The organism is Streptomyces sp. NPDC102283 (genome assembly GCF_044766265.1).
Taxonomy (GTDB): Bacteria; Actinomycetota; Actinomycetes; order Streptomycetales; family Streptomycetaceae; genus Streptomyces.
In genome coordinates, this window is sequence record NZ_JBIWLQ010000001.1 from 21,217 (window position 1) to 44,219 (window position 23,003).

18 protein-coding genes and 1 pseudogene are annotated in these 23,003 nt (G+C 72.0%); 10 read left to right on the plus strand and 9 right to left on the minus strand.

What is annotated here, in order from left to right:
• Nucleotides 1-235 precede the first annotated feature (235 nt).
• From ACIRJT_RS00105 to ACIRJT_RS00115, 3 genes are all read left to right on the plus strand, one after another.
• Entirely contained in the window at nt 236-3,454 is a 3,219-nt protein-coding gene (locus tag ACIRJT_RS00105) for a sacsin N-terminal ATP-binding-like domain-containing protein (protein WP_403904366.1), read from the plus strand.
• Nucleotides 3,455-3,635: 181 nt separating this feature from the next.
• Nucleotides 3,636-4,514, plus strand: a complete 879-nt coding sequence (locus ACIRJT_RS00110; RefSeq protein ID WP_403902468.1) for a calcium-binding protein — start codon at nt 3,636-3,638, stop codon at nt 4,512-4,514.
• Between the two features lie 210 nt (nt 4,515-4,724).
• The gene (locus tag ACIRJT_RS00115) at nt 4,725-5,582 is read left to right on the plus strand and encodes a calcium-binding protein (RefSeq protein ID WP_403902471.1); all 858 of its coding nucleotides are present in this window, start codon (nt 4,725-4,727) and stop codon (nt 5,580-5,582) included.
• A gap of 89 nt (nt 5,583-5,671) precedes the next feature.
• Here ACIRJT_RS00115 and ACIRJT_RS00120 read toward each other — a convergent pair whose 3' ends face one another.
• Nucleotides 5,672-8,185: an HAD-IC family P-type ATPase gene (locus tag ACIRJT_RS00120; protein ID WP_403902474.1), complete on the minus strand. Its 2,514-nt coding sequence runs from the start codon at nt 8,183-8,185 to the stop codon at nt 5,672-5,674.
• 134 nt (nt 8,186-8,319) lie between these two features.
• Entirely contained in the window at nt 8,320-8,652 is a 333-nt protein-coding gene (locus ACIRJT_RS00125) for a DUF2530 domain-containing protein (RefSeq protein ID WP_402025460.1), read from the minus strand.
• A 241-nt stretch (nt 8,653-8,893) separates the two neighbouring features.
• Between ACIRJT_RS00125 and ACIRJT_RS00130 the strand changes: the two genes are divergently transcribed.
• Nucleotides 8,894-10,348, plus strand: coding sequence for an NCS2 family permease (locus tag ACIRJT_RS00130; protein ID WP_403902477.1), 1,455 nt, complete (start codon nt 8,894-8,896; stop codon nt 10,346-10,348).
• A 30-nt stretch (nt 10,349-10,378) separates the two neighbouring features.
• On the opposite strand, the gene ACIRJT_RS00135 is transcribed toward ACIRJT_RS00130, so the two are convergent.
• Complete coding sequence (locus ACIRJT_RS00135) at nt 10,379-10,588, minus strand: hypothetical protein (RefSeq protein WP_403902480.1); 210 nt, start codon at nt 10,586-10,588, stop codon at nt 10,379-10,381.
• A 134-nt stretch (nt 10,589-10,722) separates the two neighbouring features.
• Between ACIRJT_RS00135 and ACIRJT_RS00140 the strand changes: the two genes are divergently transcribed.
• Nucleotides 10,723-11,163, plus strand: coding sequence for a MarR family winged helix-turn-helix transcriptional regulator (locus tag ACIRJT_RS00140; RefSeq protein WP_007452526.1), 441 nt, complete (start codon nt 10,723-10,725; stop codon nt 11,161-11,163).
• A 136-nt stretch (nt 11,164-11,299) separates the two neighbouring features.
• Nucleotides 11,300-12,634: an MFS transporter gene (locus ACIRJT_RS00145; RefSeq protein WP_403902483.1), complete on the plus strand. Its 1,335-nt coding sequence runs from the start codon at nt 11,300-11,302 to the stop codon at nt 12,632-12,634.
• A gap of 63 nt (nt 12,635-12,697) precedes the next feature.
• Here the strand turns inward: ACIRJT_RS00145 and ACIRJT_RS00150 are convergent, their stop codons facing one another.
• Nucleotides 12,698-13,171: a Uma2 family endonuclease gene (locus ACIRJT_RS00150; protein ID WP_403902486.1), complete on the minus strand. Its 474-nt coding sequence runs from the start codon at nt 13,169-13,171 to the stop codon at nt 12,698-12,700.
• A 25-nt stretch (nt 13,172-13,196) separates the two neighbouring features.
• Here ACIRJT_RS00150 and ACIRJT_RS00155 point away from each other — a divergent pair.
• Nucleotides 13,197-13,478 (plus strand): annotated as a pseudogene (locus tag ACIRJT_RS00155) (2'-5' RNA ligase family protein); the annotation flags it as partial.
• Between the two features lie 214 nt (nt 13,479-13,692).
• Nucleotides 13,693-14,682, plus strand: coding sequence for an aldo/keto reductase (locus ACIRJT_RS00160; RefSeq protein WP_403902489.1), 990 nt, complete (start codon nt 13,693-13,695; stop codon nt 14,680-14,682).
• A 107-nt stretch (nt 14,683-14,789) separates the two neighbouring features.
• Here ACIRJT_RS00160 and ACIRJT_RS00165 read toward each other — a convergent pair whose 3' ends face one another.
• Complete coding sequence (locus ACIRJT_RS00165) at nt 14,790-15,032, minus strand: DUF6411 family protein (protein WP_371625050.1); 243 nt, start codon at nt 15,030-15,032, stop codon at nt 14,790-14,792.
• Nucleotides 15,033-15,297: 265 nt separating this feature from the next.
• Here ACIRJT_RS00165 and ACIRJT_RS00170 point away from each other — a divergent pair, with 265 nt between their 5' ends.
• Nucleotides 15,298-15,810, plus strand: a complete 513-nt coding sequence (locus ACIRJT_RS00170) for a hypothetical protein (RefSeq protein ID WP_371625051.1) — start codon at nt 15,298-15,300, stop codon at nt 15,808-15,810.
• Here ACIRJT_RS00170 and ACIRJT_RS00175 read toward each other — a convergent pair.
• From ACIRJT_RS00175 to ACIRJT_RS00185, 3 genes are read right to left on the minus strand one after another with little or no spacing between them, the layout of a single operon-like run.
• Nucleotides 15,804-16,640: a phosphatase PAP2 family protein gene (locus ACIRJT_RS00175; protein ID WP_403902491.1), complete on the minus strand. Its 837-nt coding sequence runs from the start codon at nt 16,638-16,640 to the stop codon at nt 15,804-15,806. The genes ACIRJT_RS00170 and ACIRJT_RS00175 overlap by 7 nt on opposite strands.
• 1 nt (nt 16,641) lies before the next feature.
• Nucleotides 16,642-17,595, minus strand: a complete 954-nt coding sequence (locus tag ACIRJT_RS00180) for a YihY/virulence factor BrkB family protein (RefSeq protein WP_403902494.1) — start codon at nt 17,593-17,595, stop codon at nt 16,642-16,644.
• Complete coding sequence (locus ACIRJT_RS00185) at nt 17,595-19,385, minus strand: diacylglycerol kinase family protein (protein WP_403902496.1); 1,791 nt, start codon at nt 19,383-19,385, stop codon at nt 17,595-17,597. Before ACIRJT_RS00185 ends, ACIRJT_RS00180 begins: the two co-directional genes overlap by 1 nt.
• 204 nt (nt 19,386-19,589) lie before the next feature.
• Between ACIRJT_RS00185 and ACIRJT_RS00190 the strand changes: the two genes are divergently transcribed.
• Nucleotides 19,590-19,763 (plus strand): CsbD family protein, encoded by a 174-nt coding sequence (locus ACIRJT_RS00190; RefSeq protein ID WP_398614227.1) that lies wholly within the window; start codon nt 19,590-19,592, stop codon nt 19,761-19,763.
• Between the two features lie 200 nt (nt 19,764-19,963).
• Here ACIRJT_RS00190 and ACIRJT_RS00195 read toward each other — a convergent pair whose 3' ends face one another.
• Nucleotides 19,964-22,978: a VCBS repeat-containing protein gene (locus tag ACIRJT_RS00195; RefSeq protein WP_403902499.1), complete on the minus strand. Its 3,015-nt coding sequence runs from the start codon at nt 22,976-22,978 to the stop codon at nt 19,964-19,966.
• Nucleotides 22,979-23,003: the final 25 nt, after the last annotated feature.

Below are 23,003 nucleotides of genomic sequence, written 5' to 3' on the forward strand. Positions count from 1 at the left end.
GTGCGGTGAGCCATTTCAGCCGGTCCGGCGCTTGAGGACGGAACCCTTGACGTGGGTCCGGGGTGACGTTGCGGGGCCCTGTGACCAAGGCCCCTGCCTGATGTGGCCGCTCACCTGAGCGAAGGCCCGTCCTCAAACGCCGGGCGTGCCGGGAAAGCACGGTACCTTCGGGCGCACACCGGGCCGCACAGGCATACGCGGCCCCCACCCGGCGGACGGAGTCGAGAGCGTGAGCATGAAGGCGACCGAGGGGGCCGATCCGTTCGGGACGGCACGGCTGCGGCGCGGCGTGCTCGACGCCTGGGGGGCCGGGCCCGCCAGGTTCCGGGAGGACGCCAACGCCGAGGAGGACCTCGCGCTCGGCGGCTACCGCGACCGCCTCGTCGTCGAGCTGGCCCAGAACGCCGCCGACGCCGCCGCCCGCGCCCGCGTCCCCGGCAGGCTCCGCCTCACCCTGCACCCCGCCGCCCCCGGCGACCCGGACGACCGCTGCGTGCTGGCCGCCGCGAACACCGGCGCGCCGCTCGACGCCACCGGCGTGGAGTCCCTGAGCACCCTGCGGGCCTCCGCCAAGCGCGAGGGCCACGAGTCCTCCGTCGGCCGCTTCGGCGTCGGGTTCGCCGCCGTCCTCGCGGTCAGCGACGAGCCCGCCGTGCTCGGCCGGCACGGCGGCGTCCGCTGGTCGCTGGCCGAGGCGCGCGAGCTGGCCCGGGAGGCCGCCGTCGGGAGCCCCGGCCTCGGGGACGAGCTCCGCCGCCGCGACGGACACGTACCGCTGCTGCGCCTGCCGCTGCCCGCCGAGGGCACCGCACCCGAGGGGTACGACACCGTCGTCGTGCTGCCGCTGCGCGACGGCACAGCGGAGGACCTGGTGGCCCGGCTGCTGGCCGCCGTGGACGACGCGCTGCTCCTCACGCTGCCCGGCCTGGACGAGGTCGTCATCGAGACCCCGGACGGGACGCGGACCCTCAGCCGGTCGGCCCACGGCCCGTACACGCACATCGACGACTCCGCGCACGGCCTGGGCCGCTGGCGCACCGTGCTCCACCACGGACCCGTCGAGCCCGCCCTGCTCGCCGACCGTCCGGTCGAGGAGCGGCTGCGCCCGCACTGGTCGGTGACCTGGGCCGTGCCGGTCGACGAGGCGGGCGCCCCGCTCCACCCCCGTACCGCACCCGTCGTGCACGCCCCGACGCCCACCGACGAACCGCTCGGCATCCCCGCCCTGCTCATCGCCTCCCTCCCGCTGGACACCGCCCGCAGGCACCCCGCGCCGGGGCCGCTGACCGACTTCCTGGTGGAGCGGGCGGCCGACGCCTACGCGGAGCTGCTGGGCTCCTGGCGGCCGGTGTCGACCGGGACCATCGACCTGGTGCCGGGGCCGCTGGGCAAGGGCGGCCTGGACGGGGCCCTGCGCGGTGCGATCCTGGCGCGGCTGCCCCGGGTCGCGTTCCTGGAGCCCGCCGCGCCCCGGGACCCCGAGGCCGAGCCGGGCTGGGCGGACGACTGGGACAAGGACCAGGACTGTACGGAGGGCACCGCCGCCCCCGACACCGCCGCCCTGCGGCCCGTGGAGGCGGAGGTCGTCGAGGGCGTCGGGGCCGAGACCGTACGGGTGCTCGCCGAGGTGCTGCCCTGTCTGCTGCCCGCGGGCCTGGAGCGCCGCACCGAGCTGCGCACCCTCGGCGTCGCCCGCGTCCCCCTGACCGAGGCCATCGACCGCCTCGCCGGTCTGGAGCGCGACCCCGCCTGGTGGCACCGGCTCTACGACAGCCTCGCGGGCACCGACCCCGACCGGCTCAGCGGCCTCCCCGTCCCGCTCGCGGGCGATCCGGACGACGAGCGGGCGGGCCGTCCGCCGCGCACCACGATCGGACCGCGGCAGATCCTGCTGCCGCTTCCGGACGCGCTCACCGGCCCCGTCCTCGCCCGGCTCTCCCGCCTCGGCCTCAAGGTCGCCCACCCGGACGCCGCTCATCCGCTGCTGGAGAAGCTCGGGGCCCTGCCCGCCACGCCGCGCGCCGTGCTGACGACTCCCCAGGTGCGCGCGGCCGTCGCCGGTTCGCTGGACGCGGGGGAGATCTGGGACGAGGACGCGCTCGACGGCGACGAGCTGGCCGAGACCGTGCTCACCCTCGTCCGGGACGCCGAGCTGGCCCCCGGCGACGAGCCCTGGCTCGGCGCGCTCGCCCTCCCCGACGAGGACGGCGAACCGGCCCCGGCAGGTGAACTGGTGTACCCCGCAAGCGCGTTCGCCCAGGTGATGCGCGAGGGCGAACTGGCCCTCTGCGACCAGGAACTGGCCGACCGCTGGGGCGAAGGCCCGCTCACCGCCTGCGGGGTGCTCGCCACCTTCGCCCTCGTGCGGGCCACCGACGTCGTCCTGGACCCGGACGAACTGGAGCCCCGCGACAGCGACTTCGCCGAACCCGACGACGCCGGGCTGCTGGACGCCGTCGACGTCTGGTGCGAGGACCTCCTCGACCAGCTGCCCGAGACCCCGGTGCCGCCCGTCGCCACCGAGATCGTCGCCGTGCGGGATCTGGACCTGGTCGACGACGACGCCTGGCCGCAGGCGCTCGCGATGCTCGCGCGGCCGCCGTTGCGCGACGCGCTGACCCAGCCGGTGCGGGTGCTGCTCCCGGACGGCACGACGCGGTCCGTGCGCCCGTACACCGCGTGGTGGCTGCGCGACCACCCCGTGCTGGACGGCCGCCGCCCGGCCGGACTGCGCGCGGCGGGCGGCGACCCCCGGCTGACCGGGCTGTACGACGCGGTGGACGCGACCGGCTTCGACGACGCCCAGGTGCTGCGGGCCCTCGGCGTGCGCACCTCGGTCGCGGCCCTCCTGGACGAGCCGGGCGGTGCGGCGGAACTGCTGGGCCGGCTCGCCGACGAGGACCGCCCCGTCACCCCCGTACAGCTGCACGCGCTCTACACGGCGCTGGCCGAACTGGACCCGGACCAGGTGACGTTGCCGGACGAGCTGCGCGCGGTCGTGGACGGGGACGTGGCGGTGGTCGACGCGGCGGACGCCGTGATCGCGGACGCCCCCGACGTGCTGCCGCTGGCGGAGGGCCTGCCCCTGCTTCCCGTAGCGCCGTCCCGGGCCGCCGAGTTGGCCGAGCTGCTCCAGGTGCGGAGGCTCGGCGAGACGATCGAGGCGGGTGTGACGAGCGAGGGCGAGGAGCACCGCGTACCGGAGTCGGTCCGCGTCCTGCTCGGACCCGGCACCCCGGACACGTACGTCGAGCACCCCGAACTCCGCGCGGGCGGCGTCGAAATGGACTGGCGCCGCACCCCGGACGGGGTCGTCCACGCCGCGACCCTGGAGGGCGTGGCGGCGGGCCTGGCCTGGGCGGCCGGCCAGTGGCCCCGCCGCTTCGAGGTCGCGGCCCTGCTGGAGGACCCGTCCCGGACGGAGGAGCTGGCCCGGGACCGCTGGTTCGACTGAGCCCTTTCGGGCGGCGGTCCCGGCGAGGACGTGAGTTTCACAGAAAAGTCACAGACTCGCACAACCGTTCACGTGCGCGGCCTGTCTGTTCCGGTGAGCCAACAGGTTCACAGCAACAGACGGGTCCCGCCGGGCTGACGACGCAACCGCGCCCCGGGGCCCCTTCTCCACTTGGGGACACATGCGTATTCGTGCCACCGTGGCCGCCGTCACCGGCGCCCTGGCCCTTTCCGCCCTTGCCGTACCGGCCGTCCAGGCCGAGGAGAAGCCCGACGCGGGCCTGAGCCTGCCGTCCGGCGCCGAGGTCTTCGCCGCCGAGTCCGGCGCATCCGCCGGCAAGGCCCGCGCCGCCCGGGCCGCCGAAGTGCCCGTCATCAAGAAGGTCGTCGTCAACGGCGGCAAGGACATCGTGGTGGGTACGAAGTCCAAGCAGAAGTTCACCATCGCGATCACGGCCTCGTCGCCGTCCGGCATCGACGACGCGTTCGCCTACCTGTGGCACGGTCACATCGACGAGGTCGACGGTTTCCTCGCTCCCACCCAGGAGCTCGGCGACTGCAAGGTCTCGGCCGACCCGACCACCTCCACGTGCACCGTCTCGATCACGGTCGACCCGCGATCCGACGACCTCTACACGAGCAGCCTCGCCGGCACCTGGAACGTCGCCGCCGGAGCGCTCGCGGGCAGCCTCGGCAAGGAGGACTTCATCTGGAACGACACCCAGGCGAAGACCCGCGTCCAGCGGTTCTCCAAGCTGACCGTGAACGCCTCCCCGGAGCCGGTGAAGAAGGGCAAGACCCTCACCGTGACCGGCAAGCTCACGCGTGCCAACTGGGACACCAACACGTACAAGGGCTACACCAACCAGCCCGTGAAGCTCCAGTTCAAGAAGAAGGGCGCCAAGAGCTACACGACCGTCAAGACGGTCAGGACCAGCTCCACCGGCACCCTGAAGACCACCGTCAAGGCCTCGGCCGACGGCTACTGGCGCTACAGCTTCGCCGGTACGTCCACCACCCCGGCCGTCTCGGCCGCCGGTGATTTCGTCGACGTCAAGTAGTGGCTGTCGTGCGTCCGCCGTCGGCTCCTGGGGGCTTGCGGCGGGCGCACGGTCGCGTCGAACGGTCTTCACGAAAAAGTCATAGATCGTACAACCATTGGCGTGGGTCGTCCGTCTGTTCCTGTGAGCCAAGAGGCTCATGGATCAGATGGGTCCCGCCGGGCTGGCGACACAACCGCGCCCCGGGGCCCCTTCTCCACTTGGGGACACATGCGTATTCGTGCCACCGTGGCCGCCGTTTCCGGCGCCCTGGCCCTTTCCGCTCTCGCAGTACCGGCCGCGCAGGCCGATGACGGTCGTTCGTGGACCGTGGACCACGGCGTCACAGCACCCCAGCCCTCGGCCGGGGAGAAGTCGAAGCGCTCGTTCGCCGCCAAGCAGGTCGGCGACGCCAAGTTCACCTCGGCGGTCGTCAACGGCGGCAAGCCGATCGTCCTCGGCACCAAGTCGAAGCAGACGGTGCCCTACACCGTGACGGCCACCGACGACTCCGGCATCGCCGGCGCCGCCGCGTTCATCTGGATCGGCTCGTCCATCGACGCCGAGGACAGCTTCGGCTTCGGCCCGGACGAGAAGTCGATCTCCTGCAAGGTGGTCAACGCGACCACCACCACCTGCAAGGGCACCATCACCCTCAACCCGGGCCTGATGCTCAATTCGGACGCCACCTGGTGGCGCGTCGGGGCCGCGGCCGGCGCCAACGACGGTCAGGAGCTGGAGCGTGACGCGGTCTCCAAGGTCCGCGTCCAGCGCTTCTCCAAGCTGACCGTCAACGCCTCCCCGGAGCCCGTGAAGAAGGGCAAGACCATCACGGTCACCGGCAAGCTGACCCGTGCCAACTGGGACACCGGCACGTACAAGGGCTACAGCAAGCAGGCCGTGAAGCTCCAGTTCAAGAAGAAGGGCGCCAAGAGCTACACGACCGTCAAGACGGTCAAGACCAGCTCGACCGGCACCCTGAAGACCACCGTCAAGGCCTCGGCCGACGGCAGCTGGCGCTACAGCTTCGCCGGCACGCCGAGCACCCCGGCCGTCTCGGCCAAGGGCGACTTCCTCGACGTGAAGTAGGACCGACAGGCGAAAGCCCCCGGGAGGACCACGGCCCTCCCGGGGGCTTTCCCGTGCCCGCGCCTCCCGGGGGACGCGCGGACCCGTCCCTACATCCCGAAGCGCCGCCCCACCCAGCGCCAGACGAACTCCAGCAGGGCGGCCGCCGCCACCGCGATGCCGACCGCCGTCCACGGCATCGGCGCGCCCACCAGCTTCAGCGCGAAGAAGTCCTGGAGCCACGGCACCACGAGCACGATCAGGAAGCCGAGCCCCATCGCCGCCACCAGGCCGACGCGCCACCACGTGTAGGGGCGGGCGATGATCGCCAGGACCCACATGGAGACCAGGAACAGCGTCAGCGTCGCCGCGCTCGTCTCGGCCTCCAGCGCGCCCTCGCCGCTGTAGTGGTGCCGCGCCACCAGGTACGTGGCGAAGGTGGCCGCCGCCGCGATGGCGCCCGAGGGGATCGCGTACCGCATGACCCGGCGTACGAAGTGGGGCTGGGCCCGCTCCTTGTTCGGCGCGAGCGCCAGGAAGAACGCCGGGACGCCGATGGTCAGCGTGGAGAGCAGGGTCAGGTGCCTCGGCAGGAACGGGTACTCCACCTGGGTGCAGACCACCAGGACCGCCAGCAGCACCGAGTAGACCGTCTTGGTGAGGAAGAGCGTCGCGACCCGGGTGATGTTGCCGATCACCCGGCGGCCCTCGGCGACCACCGAGGGCAGCGTCGCGAAGCTGTTGTTCAGCAGCACGATCTGGGCCACCGCCCGCGTCGCCTCCGAGCCCGAGCCCATCGAGACGCCGATGTCGGCGTCCTTGAGGGCGAGGACGTCGTTCACCCCGTCACCCGTCATGGCGACCGTGTGGCCGCGCGACTGGAGGGCGGCCACCATGTCCCGCTTCTGCTGCGGGGTGACCCGGCCGAAGACCGCGTTCTCCTCCATGGCCGTGGCCATCGCGTCCGGGTCCGTGGGCAGCCGGCGGGCGTCCAGCGTGTTCTCCGCGCCCGCGAGGCCCAGCTTCCCGGCGACCGCGCCGACCGAGACCGCGTTGTCCCCGGAGATGACCTTGGTGGCCACGTTCTGGTCGGCGAAGTAGGCGAGCGTGTCGCCCGCGTCCGGCCGCAGCCGCTGCTCCAGGACGACCAGGGCGGTGGGGGCGGCTCCGGCCGCCGCGCCGGGCGCGTTCAGCCCGCCCTCGGCGCGGGCCAGCAGCAGCACGCGCAGGCCCTGTTCGTTGAGGTGCTCGATCTCGGTGAGGGGCGCGTCGCCCTCGGACAGCAGGACGTCGGGGGCGCCGAGCAGCCAGGCGGAGGCCGTTCCGTCGGCCTCCGCGAACGCCGCGCCGCTGTACTTGCGGGCCGAGGAGAACGGCATGGCGTCGGTGACCGTCCAGCTCTCGCCGTCGCCCGCCGCGGGAGCGTCGCCGCCGGTTGCCGGACGCGCGTCGCCGCCGCCCATCGGGTACGCGTCGATGATGGCCTGGAGGCTGGCGTTGGGCCGGGGGTCCGAGGAGCCGAACGCCCGCAGCACCCGCGTCACGTACGCCCCGTCGCTCCCGTTGAGCGGCCGGACCTCCGTGACGTCCATGCCGCCCTCGGTGAGGGTCCCGGTCTTGTCCAGGCAGACCACGTCGACCCGGGCGAGACCCTCGATGGCGGGCAGTTCCTGCACCAGGCACTGTTTGCGGCCCAGTCGTACGACGCCGATGGCGAAGGCGACGGAGGTGAGGAGGACCAGGCCCTCGGGGATCATCGGGACGATGCCGCCGACGGTCCGGGCGACCGAGTCCTTGAAGTTGTTGTCCTTCACGACCAGCTGGCTGATGATCAGCCCGATCGCCGTCGGCACCATCATCCAGGTGACGTACTTCAGGATCGTGCTGATGCCGCTGCGCAGCTCCGAGTGGACGAGCGTGAAGCGCGACGCCTCCTCGGCGAGCTGTGCGGCGTACGCCTCGCGGCCCACCTTGGTCGCGGTGAACGCGCCGCCGCCCGCGACGACGAAACTGCCGGACATCACCGGGTCGCCGGCCCGCTTGATCACCGGGTCGGCCTCCCCGGTGAGCAGCGACTCGTCGATCTCCAGGCTGTCGGCCTCGGCGACCGTGCCGTCCACGACCACCTTGTCCCCGGGGCCGAGCTCGACCAGGTCGCCGAGGACGATCCCGGAGGTGGAGATCTCGGCGGCGACCCCGTCGCGCCGCACGGTCGGCTTGGCCTCGCCGATCACCGCGAGGCTGTCCAGGGTCTTCTTGGCCCGCCACTCCTGGATGATGCCGATGCCGGTGTTGGCGACGATCACGAAGCCGAAGAGGCTGTCCTGGATCGGCGCGACGAACAGCATGATCACCCAGAGGACGCCGATGATCAGGTTGAACCGGGTGAAGACGTTGGCCCGGACGATCTCGGCGACCGAGCGCGAAGAACGTACGGGTACGTCGTTGACCTCGCCCCGCGCGACCCGTTCGGCGACCTCGGCGGTGCTCAGGCCGTCCGGTCGGCGGGCCGGAGGTGGCTCCATGGGGTGCACGGGGTCGAGTTCCGCCCCCGCGTCGATCATGGCCGGCCGGGAGGTTCCGGGGGTCTGCTCCCCGGAGGAATCGAGTGCCCGCTGCGTCATGGGTTCGACGGTACGGGCGTGCGCGTCGAATCACCCGCCGGAGGGTCGAAGATCCGACCAGGGGAGGACGAAGAGGGTCCCGAGGTCGTACGGGGGCGGGCCGACGAGGCCGGGAGGTCAGGTGCCCCGGGTGGTCAGGCCGTCCGGTCGGCGCGGCCCGCCGGGCCGCCGCCCAGCGCGCTGTCCGTCGCCGCGGCCCCTGCGGCGTCCTTGGCCTCGACCTTGGCCGCGTGCCGCTTGAGGGCGGCGTCACGCCCCCGGACGTACCAGATCCCGATCAGACCGAGTCCGGCGCCGGCCAGCGGGGTCCACACCCACCAGGTGTGGCCGCGGTCGGCGAACCAGCCGTAGAAGGGGAGCTGGGCGAGGAAGAGGACGAACCAGAGGATCGTGCCGCCCACGACGGTGGCGACGACGGGGCCCTCCAGGGGCTCGGGCGCCTCGTGCTTCGGTGTCCACTTCTCCATGAGTTCAGTGTATGGGGCCACCTGATCGAGGGGCGTACGGCCCGGAACGGCCCGGAACGGCCCCGAACGGCCCGGTCGGGCCGAGCGGCCACGCGGGTCTACGCGCGGAGATAGCGATCTTCGCTTGATGTATTCATACTGAATCTGCTTTGGGTTGGCTCGATTCGTTCGTCTGAACATCCAATTTCGATCACCTTTCGTCCCATCGCACCCACCCCTCTACGTACGACTGAGGTCACCCATGCCCCCCTCGGCCACCGCTCCGGTCGACTCCCCGCCCCCCGCGGCCCCGCAGCCCCAGGGCAGCCTGGACCGGTTCTTCAAGATCTCCGAGCGGGGGTCGAGCGTCGCACGCGAGTTCCGCGGCGGGTTCGCCACGTTCTTCGCGATGGCGTACATCATCGTGCTCAACCCGATCATCCTGGGCAGCGCGAAGGACATGTACGGCAACCAGCTCGACAACGGTCAGCTGGTCACCGCCACCGTGCTGTCCGCCGCGTTCTCCACCCTGCTGATGGGCGTCATCGGCAACGTGCCGATCGCGCTCGCCGCCGGTCTCGGCGTCAACACGGTCGTCGCGCTCCAGCTCGCTCCCCGGATGAGCTGGCCGGACGCGATGGGCATGGTCGTCCTCGCGGGCGTCGTGGTGATGCTGCTGGTCGCCACCGGGCTGCGGGAACGCGTGATGAACGCGGTGCCGAAGTCGCTCCGCAAGGGCATCGCGATCGGTATCGGCCTCTTCATCCTGCTGATCGGCCTCGTCGACTCCGGCTTCGTCTCGCGCATCCCGGACGCCGCGCACACCACCGTGCCGCTCCAGCTCGGCGGCAGCGGCCACCTCGACGGCTGGCCGGTGCTCGTCTTCGTCCTCGGCGCGCTGCTCACGCTCGCGCTGATCGTGCGCAAGGTGCCCGGCGCGATCCTGATCTCCATCGTCGCCATGACGGCCGTCGCCCTGGTCATCGACGCGGTGGCCGACCTGCCCGACGGGGCGTGGGGCCTGACGACGCCCGCGTGGCCGGGCAACCCGGTCTCCGCGCCGGACTTCGGGCTGCTCGGCGAGGTCAGCCTGTTCGGCGGCTTCGAGAAGGTCGGCGTCCTGACCGGCGTCCTGTTCGTCTTCACCGTGCTGCTGTCCTGCTTCTTCGACGCGATGGGCACCATCCTGGGCGTCGGCGACGAGGCGAAGCTGATGGACCAGGACGGCAACTTCCCGGGCATCAACAAGGTGCTGTTCGTGGACGGCATCGCGGTCGCCGCGGGCGGCGGCAGTTCCTCCTCCGCCACCACGTGCTTCGTGGAGTCCACCGCCGGCGTCGGCGAGGGCGCCCGCACCGGACTGGCGAGCGTGGTGACCGGTCTGCTCTTCTCGGTGGCGCTGTTCCTCACACCGCTGGCGACCATGGTCCCGTCGCAGGCGGCCACGCCCGCCCTGCTGGCGGTCGGCTTCCTGATCATCGCGGGCTCGGTGCGGGACATCGACTGGAGCGACTACACGCTCGCGGTCCCGGCGTTCCTCGCGATGGTGATGATGCCGTTCACGTACTCGATCACCAATGGCATCGGCATCGGCTTCGTCGCCTTCTCCGTGCTGCGCCTGGCGGCCGGGCGCGGCCGTGAGGTGCCGGTGGCCATGTACGTGGTCTCGGCGGTGTTCGTCTTCTACTACGCGATGCCGGCGCTCGGCCTCACGTGATCGGTTTCTCCGTGACGCCGCCGCTCGGCCTCACGTGATCGGTGGCGTCACGTTCCCTCGGGCGTCGCCGTAGAACTTCTCCGTCTCCTCGACGGCCGCGGTGAAGCGTTCGTCGAAGTCGTCGCGAATGAGCGTCCGGACCACATAGTCCTGGACGCTCATTCCGCGTTTCGCGGCGTGCTGCCGGAGCCGGTCGAGCAGCTCACCGTCTATCCGTAGGCTGAGCACTGTCGATCCCATGCCCAGCAGGGTCGCCGCCCCGGAGCGCTCTGTGCGTCACTTTCCGCTTCTAACTCACTCGTTCGGGTGATCAGTTTCTCGCGCGTGTACCACCAGGTGGTATTTAGGTTGGGTAATGAGTTACGCTAACAAACATGCCTGACCTGATCCACGACGGCGACAGTGCCGCCGCCGTGAGCTCCCTCCGCTCCGCCGTGATGCTGCTGGGCCGTCGTCTGAAGCACCAGCGTGTCGACGAGTCGCTGAGCCCCACCGAGATGTCGGTGCTCGGCACCCTTGCCCGTTGCGGTTCGGCCACCCCCGGTGAGCTGGCCCGCAAGGAGCACGTGCAGCCCCCGTCGATGACCCGCATCGTCGCGCTGCTGGAGGCGAAGGGGCTGGTCAGGCTGGAACCGCACCCCGATGACCGTCGGCAGAAGAGGGTCAGCCAGACCGAGCAGGCCGAGGCCATGCTCGCGGAGAGCCGCACCAAGCGGAACGCCTGGCTGTCCCACCTCGCCGAGGGCCTGGACGAGGACGAGTGGGAGACGCTTCGGGCCGCCGCGCCCGTGTTGGAGAAGCTCGCCCACCTGTGACCCCGCGGGCGCGCCGACGATGATCCGCCGCCGGACCGGACGTACCAGCCGGTCCGGCCCCGGATCACCGCCGGAGCGCCCGTCGTCACGTCCCCGTCGGACCGAACGCCGCAGACGCCCGAGGAGGCGAACCCTTTTGAGTACGGGATCCGGAGCAGACTCCGCCCCCGCACCGACTTCCACCCACGAGAGCAAGACCGGCGGGACCTTCTCGTCGCTGAAGATCCGCAACTACCGCCTGTTCGCCACGGGCGCCGTGATCTCCAACACCGGTACCTGGATGTCCCGCATCACGCAGGACTGGCTCGTGCTGAGCCTGACGGGTTCCGCGACGGCCGTGGGCATCACCACGGCCCTCCAGTTCCTTCCCATGCTCCTCTTCGGCCTGTACGGCGGCGTCATAGCCGACCGGCTGCCGAAGCGGCAGATCCTGCTCGTCAGCCAGGCCTTGCTCGGCCTGTGCGGCATCGCGCTGGCCGTCCTGACCCTGACCGGGGTCGTGGAGGTCTGGCACGTCTATCTGGTCGCCTTCCTCCTCGGCATGGTGACCGTCGTCGACAACCCGGCCCGCCAGTCGTTCGTCTCCGAGATGGTCGGCCCCGCGCAACTGCGCAACGCGGTCAGCCTCAACTCGGCGAACTTCCAGTCCGCCCGGCTCATCGGCCCCGCCGTCGCGGGCGTCCTGATCACCACGGTCGGCAGCGGCTGGGCCTTCCTGCTCAACGGCCTCTCCTTCCTGGCCCCGCTCGTCGGCCTGCTGATGATGCGCACCAACGAGATGCACGCCTCGGTGACCGTCCCCCGCGCCAAGGGGCAGCTCCGCGAGGGCCTGCGCTACGTGAAGGGCCGCCCCGAGCTGATCTGGCCGATCGTCCTGGTCGGCTTCGTCGGCACGTTCGGCTTCAACTTCCCGATCTGGCTGACCGCCTACGCCGACGAGATCTTCGACGGCGGCGCGGGCATGTACTCGTTCTTCAACATCCTGATGGCGGCCGGTTCGCTGGCCGGCGCACTGCTCTCGGCCCGCCGCCGCTCCACACGGCTGCGGATGCTGGTGATCGCGGGCACGGCGTTCGGGCTGCTGGAGATCGCCGCCTCGCTGTCCCCGTCGGTCTGGCTGTTCTCGATCCTGCTGGTCCCGATCGGCATGCTCGGCCTGACCACGAACATCACCGCGAACACGAGCGTCCAGATGGCCGCCGACCCGGAGATGCGGGGCCGGGTGATGAGCCTCTACATGATGGTCTTCGCCGGGGGCACGCCGGTGGGCGCCCCGATCGTCGGCTGGATCAGCGACACGTACGGTCCCCGCACCGGCTTCGCGGCCGGCGGCGCGATCTCGGTGATCGCCGCCCTGGGCGTCGGCTTCGCCCTCGCCCGCGTCGGCGGCCTCCGCCTGAAGGTCGACCTCCGCCCGGGCCGCCCGCACGTCCGCTTCGTCCCGCGCGAGCAGCTGGCGACGGCTGCGTGAGCGACGCGAAAGGCGCCCTCCCCGGGAGTGGGGAGGGCGCCTTTCGCGTGCGGGGGCGCGGGGTCAGTCGCGGGGGAGGGCACCGGTGGCGAGGACGAGGCCGACGACGGTCGAGGTGAGGTCGACCGGGGTGCCGAAGTCCAGGCTCAGGACGCTGCGGTACTGGTCCTCCTTCGGCAGGGTGTGCAGGTGCCAGGTGCCAGGTGCCAGGTGCCAGGTCCCGGTGTACGGATCGACGATGAGGTACACGGGGACACCGGCGAGGGCGTAGGTGGCCTTCTCGGAGCCGTAGTCGTCGGCAGCGGTGCTCCTGGAGATCACCTCGGCGACGAACTCGATGTCCTGGTAGCGCCAGCGGCCGTCCGCGGCCGTGGACGCGTCCTGCGTGACAGCCGCGACATCGCGGGCGAAGCCGTTGAGGAGGCCGGGCAAGTCGATGCGTACGTCGGTCTTCAGCTGCCGGCGTCCGTAGTTGGTGCGCAACTGCTCCAGGATGTCGAAGGTGATTTCCCCGTGCGCGTCACGCTGCGGCGACATGTGGACGGTCCCCTCGACGATCTCCGGGCTCGACACGCTGCGGCTGCTCGCCGAGCGGGCCGGCGCCGCCGCCCGGCGGGCCGGGCTGCCGATGGAGGAGCACCGCCGCTACGCCCCGCACCTCACGCTGGCCCGGAGCCGGGGCGAGGCGGACCTGAGGCCCTTCGCCGCGGCGCTGGCGGGGTTCGAGGGGGAGCGCTGGGAGGCCGGTGAGCTGAGTCTCGTACGGAGCGTTCTGCCGGTGTCCGGGGTGCCGGGGGAGCGGCCGCGCTACGAGACGGTGCGGGCCTGGGCGCTGGGACGGTGAGCGGTGCCGTTACGCTCGAAGGGTGGACCCGAAGACCAGAAACCGCATCATGGCGGCCGTGCTCGTGCTGATGTTCGTCGTCGTCGCCGTGGGGGCCGCCCTGGGCGGCTGATACCGGCTGACCGCCGGAAAGCCCTGCCTGTCCGGCGCGTCCGGGGCAAGTCCGGGGCACGTGCTTGCCTGGAGTGGACTCGAAGGAGTTGGCTGGGGCGTCATGAAGTACACACAGCTCGGACGCACGGGACTCAAGGTCAGCCGGCTCGTCCTCGGGACGATGAACTTCGGCCCGCAGACCAACGAGTCGGACAGCCACGCGATCATGGACTCCGCCATCGGCGCGGGCCTGAACTTCTTCGACACGGCCAACGTCTACGGCTGGGGCGAGAACAAGGGCCGCACCGAGGAGATCATCGGCACCTGGTTCGCACAGGGCGGTGGCCGACGCGACAAGGTGGTCCTGGCCACCAAGATGTACGGGAACATGGCCGCCGACGGCGAGGCCTGGCCGAACCACGACAAGCTCTCCGCCGTGAACATCCGGCGCGCGGTCGACGCCTCGCTCAAGCGCCTCCAGACCGACCACATCGACCTGTACCAGTTCCACCACGTCGACCGGAACACGCCCTTCGACGAGATCTGGCAGGCGATCGACGTCCTGGTCCAGCAGGGCAAGATCCTGTACGCCGGTTCCTCGAACTTCCCGGGCTACAAGATCGCCCAGGCCAACGAGCAGGCCGCCCGGCGAGGCGCGCTCGGCCTGGTCAGCGAGCAGTGCATCTACAACCTCGCCGAGCGCCGCGCCGAGATGGAGGTCATCCCGGCCGCGCGGGACTACGGCCTCGGCGTCATCCCGTGGTCGCCGCTGCACGGCGGCCTGCTGGGCGGCGTCATCCGGAAGACGACCGAGGGCGGCCGCCGCGCCTCGGGCCGCGCCGCCGACGCCCTGGCCGACCCCGCCACCCGGTCCCGGATCCAGGCGTACGAGGACCTGCTCGACAAGCACGGCCTGGAACCCGGCGAAGCGGCCCTGGCCTGGCTGCTGACCCGCCCCGGCATCACGGGCCCGATCGTCGGCCCGCGCACCGCCGGCCAGCTGGACAGCGCCCTGCGCGCCCTGGAAATGGACCTCCCCGAGGCCGTGCTCACGGGCCTGGACGAGATCTTCCCGGGGCCGGGGCCGTCTCCGGAGGCGTTCGCCTGGTAGGGGCGTGAACGTGGAGAGGGGGCCTCCCGTCGCGATGACGGGAGGCCCCCTCTCTTCCGCTGCCGGGCGGACTCGTTCGTCGGCGTCTCCCCTCCCTGCGCGGCACGTCAGAACGGCATGTGGCCGCGGGTGCGGCGGCCGGCCGAACCGCTCTTGCCCACGGCCTTCGAGCTGCTGCGGAACGGCTTGCTGAAGATGCGGCCCAGGACGCCGGGCGCCTTGCCGCCCGCGCGGGAGCCCAGGCCGAGCGTGCGCTGCGTACCGCGCTCCGGACCGCGCGAGAGCCGCGGCACGAAGAAGGCGAGTACGGCGAGAACCACACAGACTGCGACAATTCCTACGACCATCATGGCAACTCCTTTTCACGGTGCTGTTGTTCGCGGGTGGTGTCTGCGGCGTGTGCCCCGCTGACGGCTTTCGAACCCGGCGTCCCGTCGCGGGGTGCCTTCGGCCGGATCCGGCCGTGTGCTTCCGTGCGACCGTGGAAACGGTCTGACAGGGCGATACCCGGGCAGGAGAAGCTGGGTCGCCGGGGGAAGCCGAGCTTCTGCCCGGGGCCGACCAGCGCCGAGGCCGTAGCGACGGTCCGGCGGAAGCCGACGAAAGGACGCACCGATGTCCACGGTGACCGATCAGTGGGACGAAGTTCTCCGCACGCATCTGGCTCTCGGCGAGGAGAGATCGCCCGTGCTGGCCGCCGCGGCGTTCTCCGCCGAGGCGGGGTTCTTCGCCGTCGCGGGGCGTGGCGACGAGGACGGGTGGCCGTACTTCCGGTCGATGGCGCGTGCCGCCGGGGCGGGGGCCGGTGACACGGAGCAGGAGCGCGGGGGACCGGACGACGTCGAGGCGCTGTGCACGGTGTGCGAGGAGTCCGTCCATCCCCGAGGCCTGTGGATCGCGGGCATCCCCTGGCAGCGCGAGAGCCGGGAGCTGGTCTCCGACGCCGTCACCGGGCGTGACCTGGAACTCGCGCTGCTGCGCGAGGGCGACCGCGCCATGTGGGTCGTCCGGACGGAACAGGGCGTCTGCGCGTTCGTGCTGGTCGACGGGGACAGCGAGGCGCACCTCTCCGAGGCCCGGTCGCTGACGCTGGAATTCGACTCCTTCCTGGTCGGCCAGGGTTACTGATCCCGCGCGCCGCGCCGGGCGCCGTACGCCTCCGGTTCCGGGTGCTCGTCCACCAGCTCGGGTTCGAGGCCTTCCGCCGCGTCCGTGCGGCGGCGGCCGGCGTCCTTGCGCCAGGCCTCGAAGGCCCAGCCGGTGAGGACGACGACCGCGCCCCCCAGCAGCCATCCGCCGATGACGTCGCTGAACCAGTGCACGCCGAGCGCGATCCGGGTGAACCCGACGCCCAGGACGGAGATCCCCGCCGCTCCCCAGCACAGCCACCGCCACCTGCGCGGCACCAGCGGCAGCAGCACCAGCAGGAGGACGGCGCACGACGTGGCGGCCGTCATCGCGTGGCCCGAGGGGAACGAGTAGCCGGGCGCGCGGGCCACCGGATCCTGGAGCGAGGGCCTGGCCCGCTCCACCACGACCTTGGCGAGCACCCCGGTCAGCGCGCCGCCGATCGCGGTGGTCGCGGCCCACGCGGCCAGCCGCCACGCCCGCCGGTACAGCAGCCACACCGTGAGCAGGGCGACGGCCGTGCGCAGCGTGGCGGGGTCCCAGACCCAGTCCGACAGGATGCGCAGCGTGGCCGTCCACCCCGGGTGCTCCAGGGCCACTTCGTGCAGCCGGCGGGCCGCACCGGCGTCCAGGCGCTGGAGCGGGGGCCACGTTCCCTCGACGAGGATCACGAGCAGCGCGAACGGCACCGCAGCGACCGCGCCCGCCCCGACCGCCGCCAGCAGTCGTACACCGAGGCGGCGGTCGGCGCGGCGGGTCCGGGCCCGTGTGGTCCCCGGCTCCGCGCCGTGCGGTTGTGGGGTGGGCGGTTCGGGGAGGGATCGTGGCACGTCATGCTCCGGGGTCGGCGGCGACCGGTCCGGGCCTGCGGGCCCGGACGGCCTCCAGTTGGGCGGCGAAGGACAGCCCGACGAAGAGGGCTAGGGAAGTGAGATAGGCCCACAGGAGCAGCGACATGAACGCGCTGAGAGGCCCGTAGACGGTGTCGAAGGAGCCGCTGATGCCGAGGTAGAGGCTCAGGAGCCAGGTCAGCACCGTCCAGAGGACGAGGTAGACGGCGGCCCCGAACGCCAGCCAGGTGTAGCCGGGCTGACGGCGGCGCGGGGAGCGGCGGAAGATCGCACTCGCCGAGATCAGCGCGAGCAGGAAACCCACCGGCCATCGCAACAGGGTCAACGTCTCCCGGGCGGTGTCGCCCAGACCGTACACGGAGGCCGCGGCGGCGACGAGGTCTCCGCCCGCCACCATCATGACCGACCCGATGCCGAGCGGGATGCCGGCGCTCACGGCCATCACCAGCCCGCGCAGGTACTTGCGGTGGAAGACGCGGTCCCGCTCCACTCCGTAGATCCGGTTGGCGCCGCGCTCTATCTGGCACATCGCGGTGGTGACGTTGGCCACGGAGAACGCCAGCCCCAGCCAGAGGGCGACCTCGGGTCCGTCGCCGTCGCTCTGCTGGTTGCGGTTCAGGGCGTCGTCCACCACCCCGGCGCTGGGGCCCTCGCTGATGCCGTGGATGGTCAGTTCGGCGAGCCTTCCCACGCTCTCGGTGTGCAGTTCGGCCGACAGGCCGACGAAGGCGATCACCAGCGGGATGATCGCCAGGATCGTCTGGAGGGCCAGCGCGCGGGCGTGGCTGAAGCCGTCGGCGTAGCGGAAGCGTACGAAGGCGTCGCGCGCCAGCGGCCAGCGGCCGTACCGGCGCAGGGCCGCGAGCGCCTCGTCGCCGGACAGCTCGTCCCCGCTCATGTCGCGGGTCACCGGGACCCGGGTCGCCGTCCCCATCACCGCTCCCGGGCGGGGAGCAGGACGGTCAGGGCGCCGGGCCTGACCTCGGCGGCGAGCCGCAGGCCGGGTCCCACCGGATCCCCGTCGACCTCGCGCGGCTGCGGCCGGGTGAAGGACAGTTCGGCGCGGCGGAAGGTGTGGAACTCGACGGGGCCCCGCGCGGAGTCCGCGGCGCGGGAGGTCCCTGCCGTGTCCCGGCCGCCCGTGCCCGGGGCCGGACCGTTCGCGCCGGGTTCCTCCGCGTCCCCGCCCCGTCCGCCGCCGCGGAGCAGCACCCCGGCCGCGCGCAGCCAGCCGCCCGCGCCCCGGGGGTCGAAGACCGCGAGGTCCAGCAGCCCGTCGTCGGGCCGTGCGGCGGGCACCGGCGCCGCGCCCGCCTGGACCGTCCCGATGTTGGCGATGAGGACCATCCGGGCGGTGCGGTGCAGCTCCGGTCCGCCGTCCAGGCTGACGGTCAGCCGCATCCGGGGAGCGCGCAGCCCCTTGGCGCCTGCCAGTACGTACGCGGGCCAGCCCAGGGCCGACTTGGCGCGGTCGGAGGTCTCCTCCAGCATGGCCGCGTCCAGTCCCGCCCCGGCCATCGCGGTGAAGTGGACGGTGGGGAACCCGTCCCCCTCGATCCGGCCGAGATCCAGGGTGCGGGGCTCGCCGGCCAGTCCGGCCGCCAGTGCGTCGGCGGGGCCGAGCGGCAGTCCGAGGTTGCGGGCCAGCAGATTGCCGGTGCCGCACGGTACGAGGACCAGCGGGACGCCGGTGCCGGCCAGCGCGTCCGCGACCGTGCGGACCGTGCCGTCGCCACCGCAGACGACGATCAACTCGGCCCCCGCGCGCAGGGCCCCGGCCGTCTGGCCGCCGCCGGGATCCTGCGCGGTGGTGTCGATGAACGGGGTGTCGTGGTGGCCGTGCTGGGCGAGTACCAGCCGCAGCCGGTCACGGGTCGCGGCGTCGGTCACCGTCGGATTGACGATGACGGCGGCCTGCTTCCGTACGGGGGCGGGCCGCTGTTCGGCGGCGGCCACGGCGATGTCCGTCGCGTCGGCCGGGGGCCGCGCCGCCCAGGAGTGCCCGGCGAGCGCGGCCCGGCCCACGACGAGCAGGGACAGCGAGCCGTTCATCAGACCTCCGGCCACGTCGGTCGGGTGGTGCATGCCGCGGTAGAGCCGTGCCAGCCCCACGAGGAGCGGAAGGAGCAGCAGGAGTGCGGCCAGGGGCGCCCGCCACGGGGCGCGGACCCGGGACAGGACCAGGACGGCGAGGCCGGCGTAGAGGGCGGTGGCGGCCCCGGTGTGGCCCGAGGTGTAGCTGGAGGTCGGCGGTGAGTCGTCCAGGCGTTCCACGTCCGGGCGCGTCCGGTCCACGGAGGCGGTGACCAGCAGGAAGACCGCCGACTGGAGGGACACCGCGGCGGCGAGGAAGACGGTCTCGCGCCACAGGGGCAGCCGGGGCACCAGGACCAGGGCGAGGCAGACCAGAAGGGTCAGGCCCACCACCGTGCCGGTGTCCCCCAGGGCGGAGACGACCGTGGAGGCCGTGGTGAGCGTGGCGGTGCGCGCGTCCACGAGGGCCTCGACGACAGCGTCCTCCGCGGTCATCGGCCACAGCTCACGGGCCGGCCCGGTGATCAGCAGGCCTGCCCCCGCCACGAGGGCGGCCTGGCAGACCGCGAAGGCGGCGACCCGGGCCGCCGCCTTCCCGGTGCCGCTGGAGAGGGCGGGGGAGCGGCCGGGGCGCCGGGGGGCGGGGGCCCCTCGCCCCCCGGCCCCTCTCTCCGGAACAGTGGTCTCCATCTGGTCCCCCACGTCTGCTCCGCCGTGCGGCGGTTGTGCGGGAGCCTGTTCTCCCGGCGCTACGCCGTATGCCCTGCCGTGCGCAGGTCAGGCCTGGGCCCCGGTGGTGGCCGGGGGCCGGGTGCCGGACGGCAGGTTTGAAGGGGGCCATAACGGTCAGGCGGAGGGGGACCGCAACGCCGAGCTCAGCGAGAGGTGAGTGACATGGCCGCCGACGAGAAGAGCCGGGCCAAGACCGAGCAGGCCAAGGGCAAGATGAAGGAAGTCGCCGGGCGCACCGTCGGCAACGAGCGCCTCACGGCCGAAGGCAGGGCGGAGCAGGCCAAGGGCGATGCCCGCCAGGCCAAGGAGAAGATCAAGGACACCTTGACCGACTGACGGCGTCACCGGCCGACGACACCGGGGCCGTCGCCGCCGGACTCAGCGGCCGCCGACGCGAAACGCTCGGCCGGGAAACCCCGGCCGAGCGTTTCGCGTGAACTACTCGCGGCCCGATCAAACCAACCGCGTGTCGCGACGACCTCGTGAGACCGCCCTGTGACGGGAGGCCTCTCTTCTCCGTTGCCGGTCGGACCGCGTCAGCTGAGGGCCTGGAAGTCCAGCCAGCCGCTGGTTCCGACGACGACGCCGCTACCGGAGATGTTGGGGTAGAGGTAGAGCTTGTCGTCGCCGGTGGCGAAGACGTCCACCTTGCCGTCCGACCCCGCGTCGGGGAAGGCGGTGACCAGCGGTCGATGGGCGCGGGTCCAGCCGCTTCCGATGACGCTGGAGGCGGTACCGTCGCCGAGGCCCTGCCCCGCCGGACCGGTGCCTTCGTAGAGCCGCAGCTCCCCGCTGGTCCTGTGCCGTGCGAGGACGTCGACCCGCCCGTTGCCGGTGCGGTCGCCCGGTGCCGCCAGGTCGTAGTACGACCAGGAGCCGTTGCCGATCAGGACGGGCGCCTGCGTGTCGTCGAGGTAGAACGACGCCGAACCGAAGTACAGCCAGAGGAAGTTGCCCTCCTTCACCAGGAGGTCGGGGTATCCGGGGACATCCGCGGTGCCGTCGCCGTCGGTGTCCAGAGGACCGTCCACGTCACCGATGGCGAGGATCTGGTCGGCGTTCGCCCAGTGGTTGTTGGCGTCGTCGAAGACGGCGAGTTCCTGGCGGTCGTACTGGCAGGCGCGGGAGTGCCCGTCGGCCTGTTCGTCGCGTGCCGAGCAGGCCCAGCCGACCCCGTTGTTCGGATAGAGCTGGAGGGTCTTGCCGTCCTCACCGGGAATGGCCGCGACGAGGTCCTCGTAACCGTCACCGGTCCAGTCCCCGCGGTGGCTGATGCTCGCCCCGGCGAAGTCACTGTTGCTCGCGATGATTCCGGTCCCGACGTAGCCGTTGCCCTGACCGGGGTAGAGCCACAGCTCGCCGCTGCCGCGCACGCCGTAGAGGTCGGCGTTGGCGTCCCCGTTGAGGTCGCCGGCCTCGTCGGGGATGGCGAGCCCGTTGGCGTAGAAGAGGTACGCGGTCCGGTCGGAGCGGTTCTGGGCCGCGTCGAGGCTGCGGGCGTAGAGCCGCTGGGACCCGGCCGAGGGCGGTGTCAGGACGAGCTTGGCGTCGATCTTGCCGTCGCCGTCGAGGTCGGCGGTGGGCGCGACCGTGCGGACGGTGGGGTCCCAGTCGGTCCAGTACTCGTAGGCCTTCACATCACTGACCCCGCCGTTGCCGAGGATGAACGTTCCGGCGGTACGGGCCTGTCCGGTCGTCGCCGGCCAGCCGTCGGCACCGTCGGGGAACTCCGCGGAGCTGATGCCGGGCGGTGTGCTGGGCCGTGTCGGGTCGAAGGTGAAGCCGCAGGTACCTGTCGGTACCCAGGCCGAGTTCGCGGTCGAGTCGAGTGTCTGGACCTTCCAGCCGAAGCTGCCGCCGGCCGCGGCCAGATGCGTCTGCAGCGTCGCCTTGGGCACCTTCACCTTCGCGACGGTGCCGGACGTGGCGGACACGATCTGGTTGAAGATCTCGGTGCCGCCGGACAGCCGGTTGGCCCGCCAGAGGCGGAACTGGGCCCGGACCGTTCCGCCGTCGGCGTCGGAGACCTTCGCCGTCAGGGTGACGTCGGTGTTCCCGATCGTGGTGTACGGGGCCACCGTGTCGCATCCACCTGAACTGGGGATGGTGTCGAGGCTGTTCGGCGGGTTGGGCACCGTGTTGTACACCGTGGAGAGCCTGGCCGACGTGGCGTCGAACTTCTTCCAGGCGAAGACGTCGTCCTCATCGCTGTCGGGCGCCTGCATCCCGAAGGTCAGCGTGTTCCATTTGTTGGCGATGCCGTCCTTCGCCGCCGCCGTCACGTCGAAGGCGAGATCGCCCGCGGGGCAGTTCGGGCCCCAGCCGAGCGATTCGTTGACCGAGTCCAGCTTCTTGCGCCGCTCGGGCCGGTTGTTCCAGGTGGTGGACGGGGAGATCGCGCCGGTCGCCCAGAGTTCGACGGGCTTGTTCGTGCACGACCAGGACCAGGTGTTCTTGATCCGGAAGGTGGAGGAGGAGACGACCTTCTTGGTGGACCAGAGGTTGGAGGAGTTCATGCGGAAGTAGGAGCGGGCCAGGCCGTTGGTCTCGTTCTCGTACCCGACGCGGGCGGTCGTGGTGCCCTTGGCGCCGTCCCAGTTGGCCCCGTTGAAGTAGGAGCCGTTCGGGTTCCTCTTGTAGGCGATGGTCCAGGAGTGGCGGGTGCCGGAGACGGCCGGGTCCAGCAGGACCGGGTACTGCGTGTCCTTGCCCGTCAGGAGATCCGGGTCCGGTGTGAGGCTCAGCTTCCCGTCGGTGACGGCGAGTCCCATGTTCGCCTGCCGCGCACCGTATCCGGGCTCGAACTCGTCGGCGGGCGGCGGCGGCCCCGTGGGCGTGCCGCGGGCCGAGCGGGCGGCGGCGGGCGCGGCGGCGGTGCTGCTGTCCCACATCATGGGGGCGGGGGCGGTGAAGACCGTCTCGCCCGCCGGGTTGACCGCCGTGAAGTTGCCGTGGGGGTCGGCGCTCGCCTCCAGGCCGTCCGTCTCCAGGCCGAAGTGGACTTTCCTCAGGGCGGGGTCCGCCGCGGCCTCGGGAGTCTTGACGACGAGAAGGCTGGCGAATCCCGCGGGGTTCGCCTTGATCTTGAGGTCGACGTCGCTCAGGACGTCGCCGTAGGTCACGGTGTCGCCGTCGACCTCGGGCTCGGGCAGCGCGTCGGGCCATGTCCAGGACATGCTGCGACCGTCGCGTATCACCGTCGCCACGGGTCCTTCGCCGCCGCCGGACAGGCGCACGTCCACTTCGGCGGCCTTCGGCGACAGGGAGCCGTCGGCGCGGGGACGCAGCGTGGTGTCGATCGTCACGAGCTTGTTGCCCTGGCGCACGAACTGCGCGAGGGCGTAAGTATCTTGGGTGAAGGTTCCGTCGGGGTTGGCGAACACCTGGGTCGTCTCGGTGCGTTGACTGAGCACTTCCGCCGGTCGGCCGGACTCCGCGGCCTCCGCCTGAGCCGCGGCCTCGGGATCCGGCTGCTGCCCCGCCGGGATCGCGGAGGTCCCGGACTCGTTCCCGGACTCCGTGGCGGAGGCGTCCGGCAGCTGCTGGGGCACACCGAGCGTCATGAGCGCGGCGAGG

Excerpts from the sequence above, each read along its gene's own strand:
- ACIRJT_RS00105 (WP_403904366.1), top strand. The coding sequence starts at position 236 with ATGAAGGCGACCGAGGGGGCCGATCCGTTCGGGACGGCACGGCTGCGG.
- ACIRJT_RS00110 (WP_403902468.1), top strand. The coding sequence starts at position 3,636 with ATGCGTATTCGTGCCACCGTGGCCGCCGTCACCGGCGCCCTGGCCCTT.
- ACIRJT_RS00115 (WP_403902471.1), top strand. The coding sequence starts at position 4,725 with ATGCGTATTCGTGCCACCGTGGCCGCCGTTTCCGGCGCCCTGGCCCTT.
- ACIRJT_RS00120 (WP_403902474.1), bottom strand. The coding sequence starts at position 8,185 with ATGACGCAGCGGGCACTCGATTCCTCCGGGGAGCAGACCCCCGGAACC.
- ACIRJT_RS00125 (WP_402025460.1), bottom strand. The coding sequence starts at position 8,652 with ATGGAGAAGTGGACACCGAAGCACGAGGCGCCCGAGCCCCTGGAGGGC.
- ACIRJT_RS00130 (WP_403902477.1), top strand. The coding sequence starts at position 8,894 with ATGCCCCCCTCGGCCACCGCTCCGGTCGACTCCCCGCCCCCCGCGGCC.
- ACIRJT_RS00135 (WP_403902480.1), bottom strand. The coding sequence starts at position 10,588 with ATGGGATCGACAGTGCTCAGCCTACGGATAGACGGTGAGCTGCTCGAC.
- ACIRJT_RS00140 (WP_007452526.1), top strand. The coding sequence starts at position 10,723 with ATGCCTGACCTGATCCACGACGGCGACAGTGCCGCCGCCGTGAGCTCC.
- ACIRJT_RS00150 (WP_403902486.1), bottom strand. The coding sequence starts at position 13,171 with ATGTCGCCGCAGCGTGACGCGCACGGGGAAATCACCTTCGACATCCTG.
- ACIRJT_RS00160 (WP_403902489.1), top strand. The coding sequence starts at position 13,693 with ATGAAGTACACACAGCTCGGACGCACGGGACTCAAGGTCAGCCGGCTC.
- ACIRJT_RS00165 (WP_371625050.1), bottom strand. The coding sequence starts at position 15,032 with ATGATGGTCGTAGGAATTGTCGCAGTCTGTGTGGTTCTCGCCGTACTC.
- ACIRJT_RS00170 (WP_371625051.1), top strand. The coding sequence starts at position 15,298 with ATGTCCACGGTGACCGATCAGTGGGACGAAGTTCTCCGCACGCATCTG.
- ACIRJT_RS00180 (WP_403902494.1), bottom strand. The coding sequence starts at position 17,595 with ATGGGGACGGCGACCCGGGTCCCGGTGACCCGCGACATGAGCGGGGAC.
- ACIRJT_RS00185 (WP_403902496.1), bottom strand. The coding sequence starts at position 19,385 with ATGGAGACCACTGTTCCGGAGAGAGGGGCCGGGGGGCGAGGGGCCCCC.
- ACIRJT_RS00190 (WP_398614227.1), top strand. The coding sequence starts at position 19,590 with ATGGCCGCCGACGAGAAGAGCCGGGCCAAGACCGAGCAGGCCAAGGGC.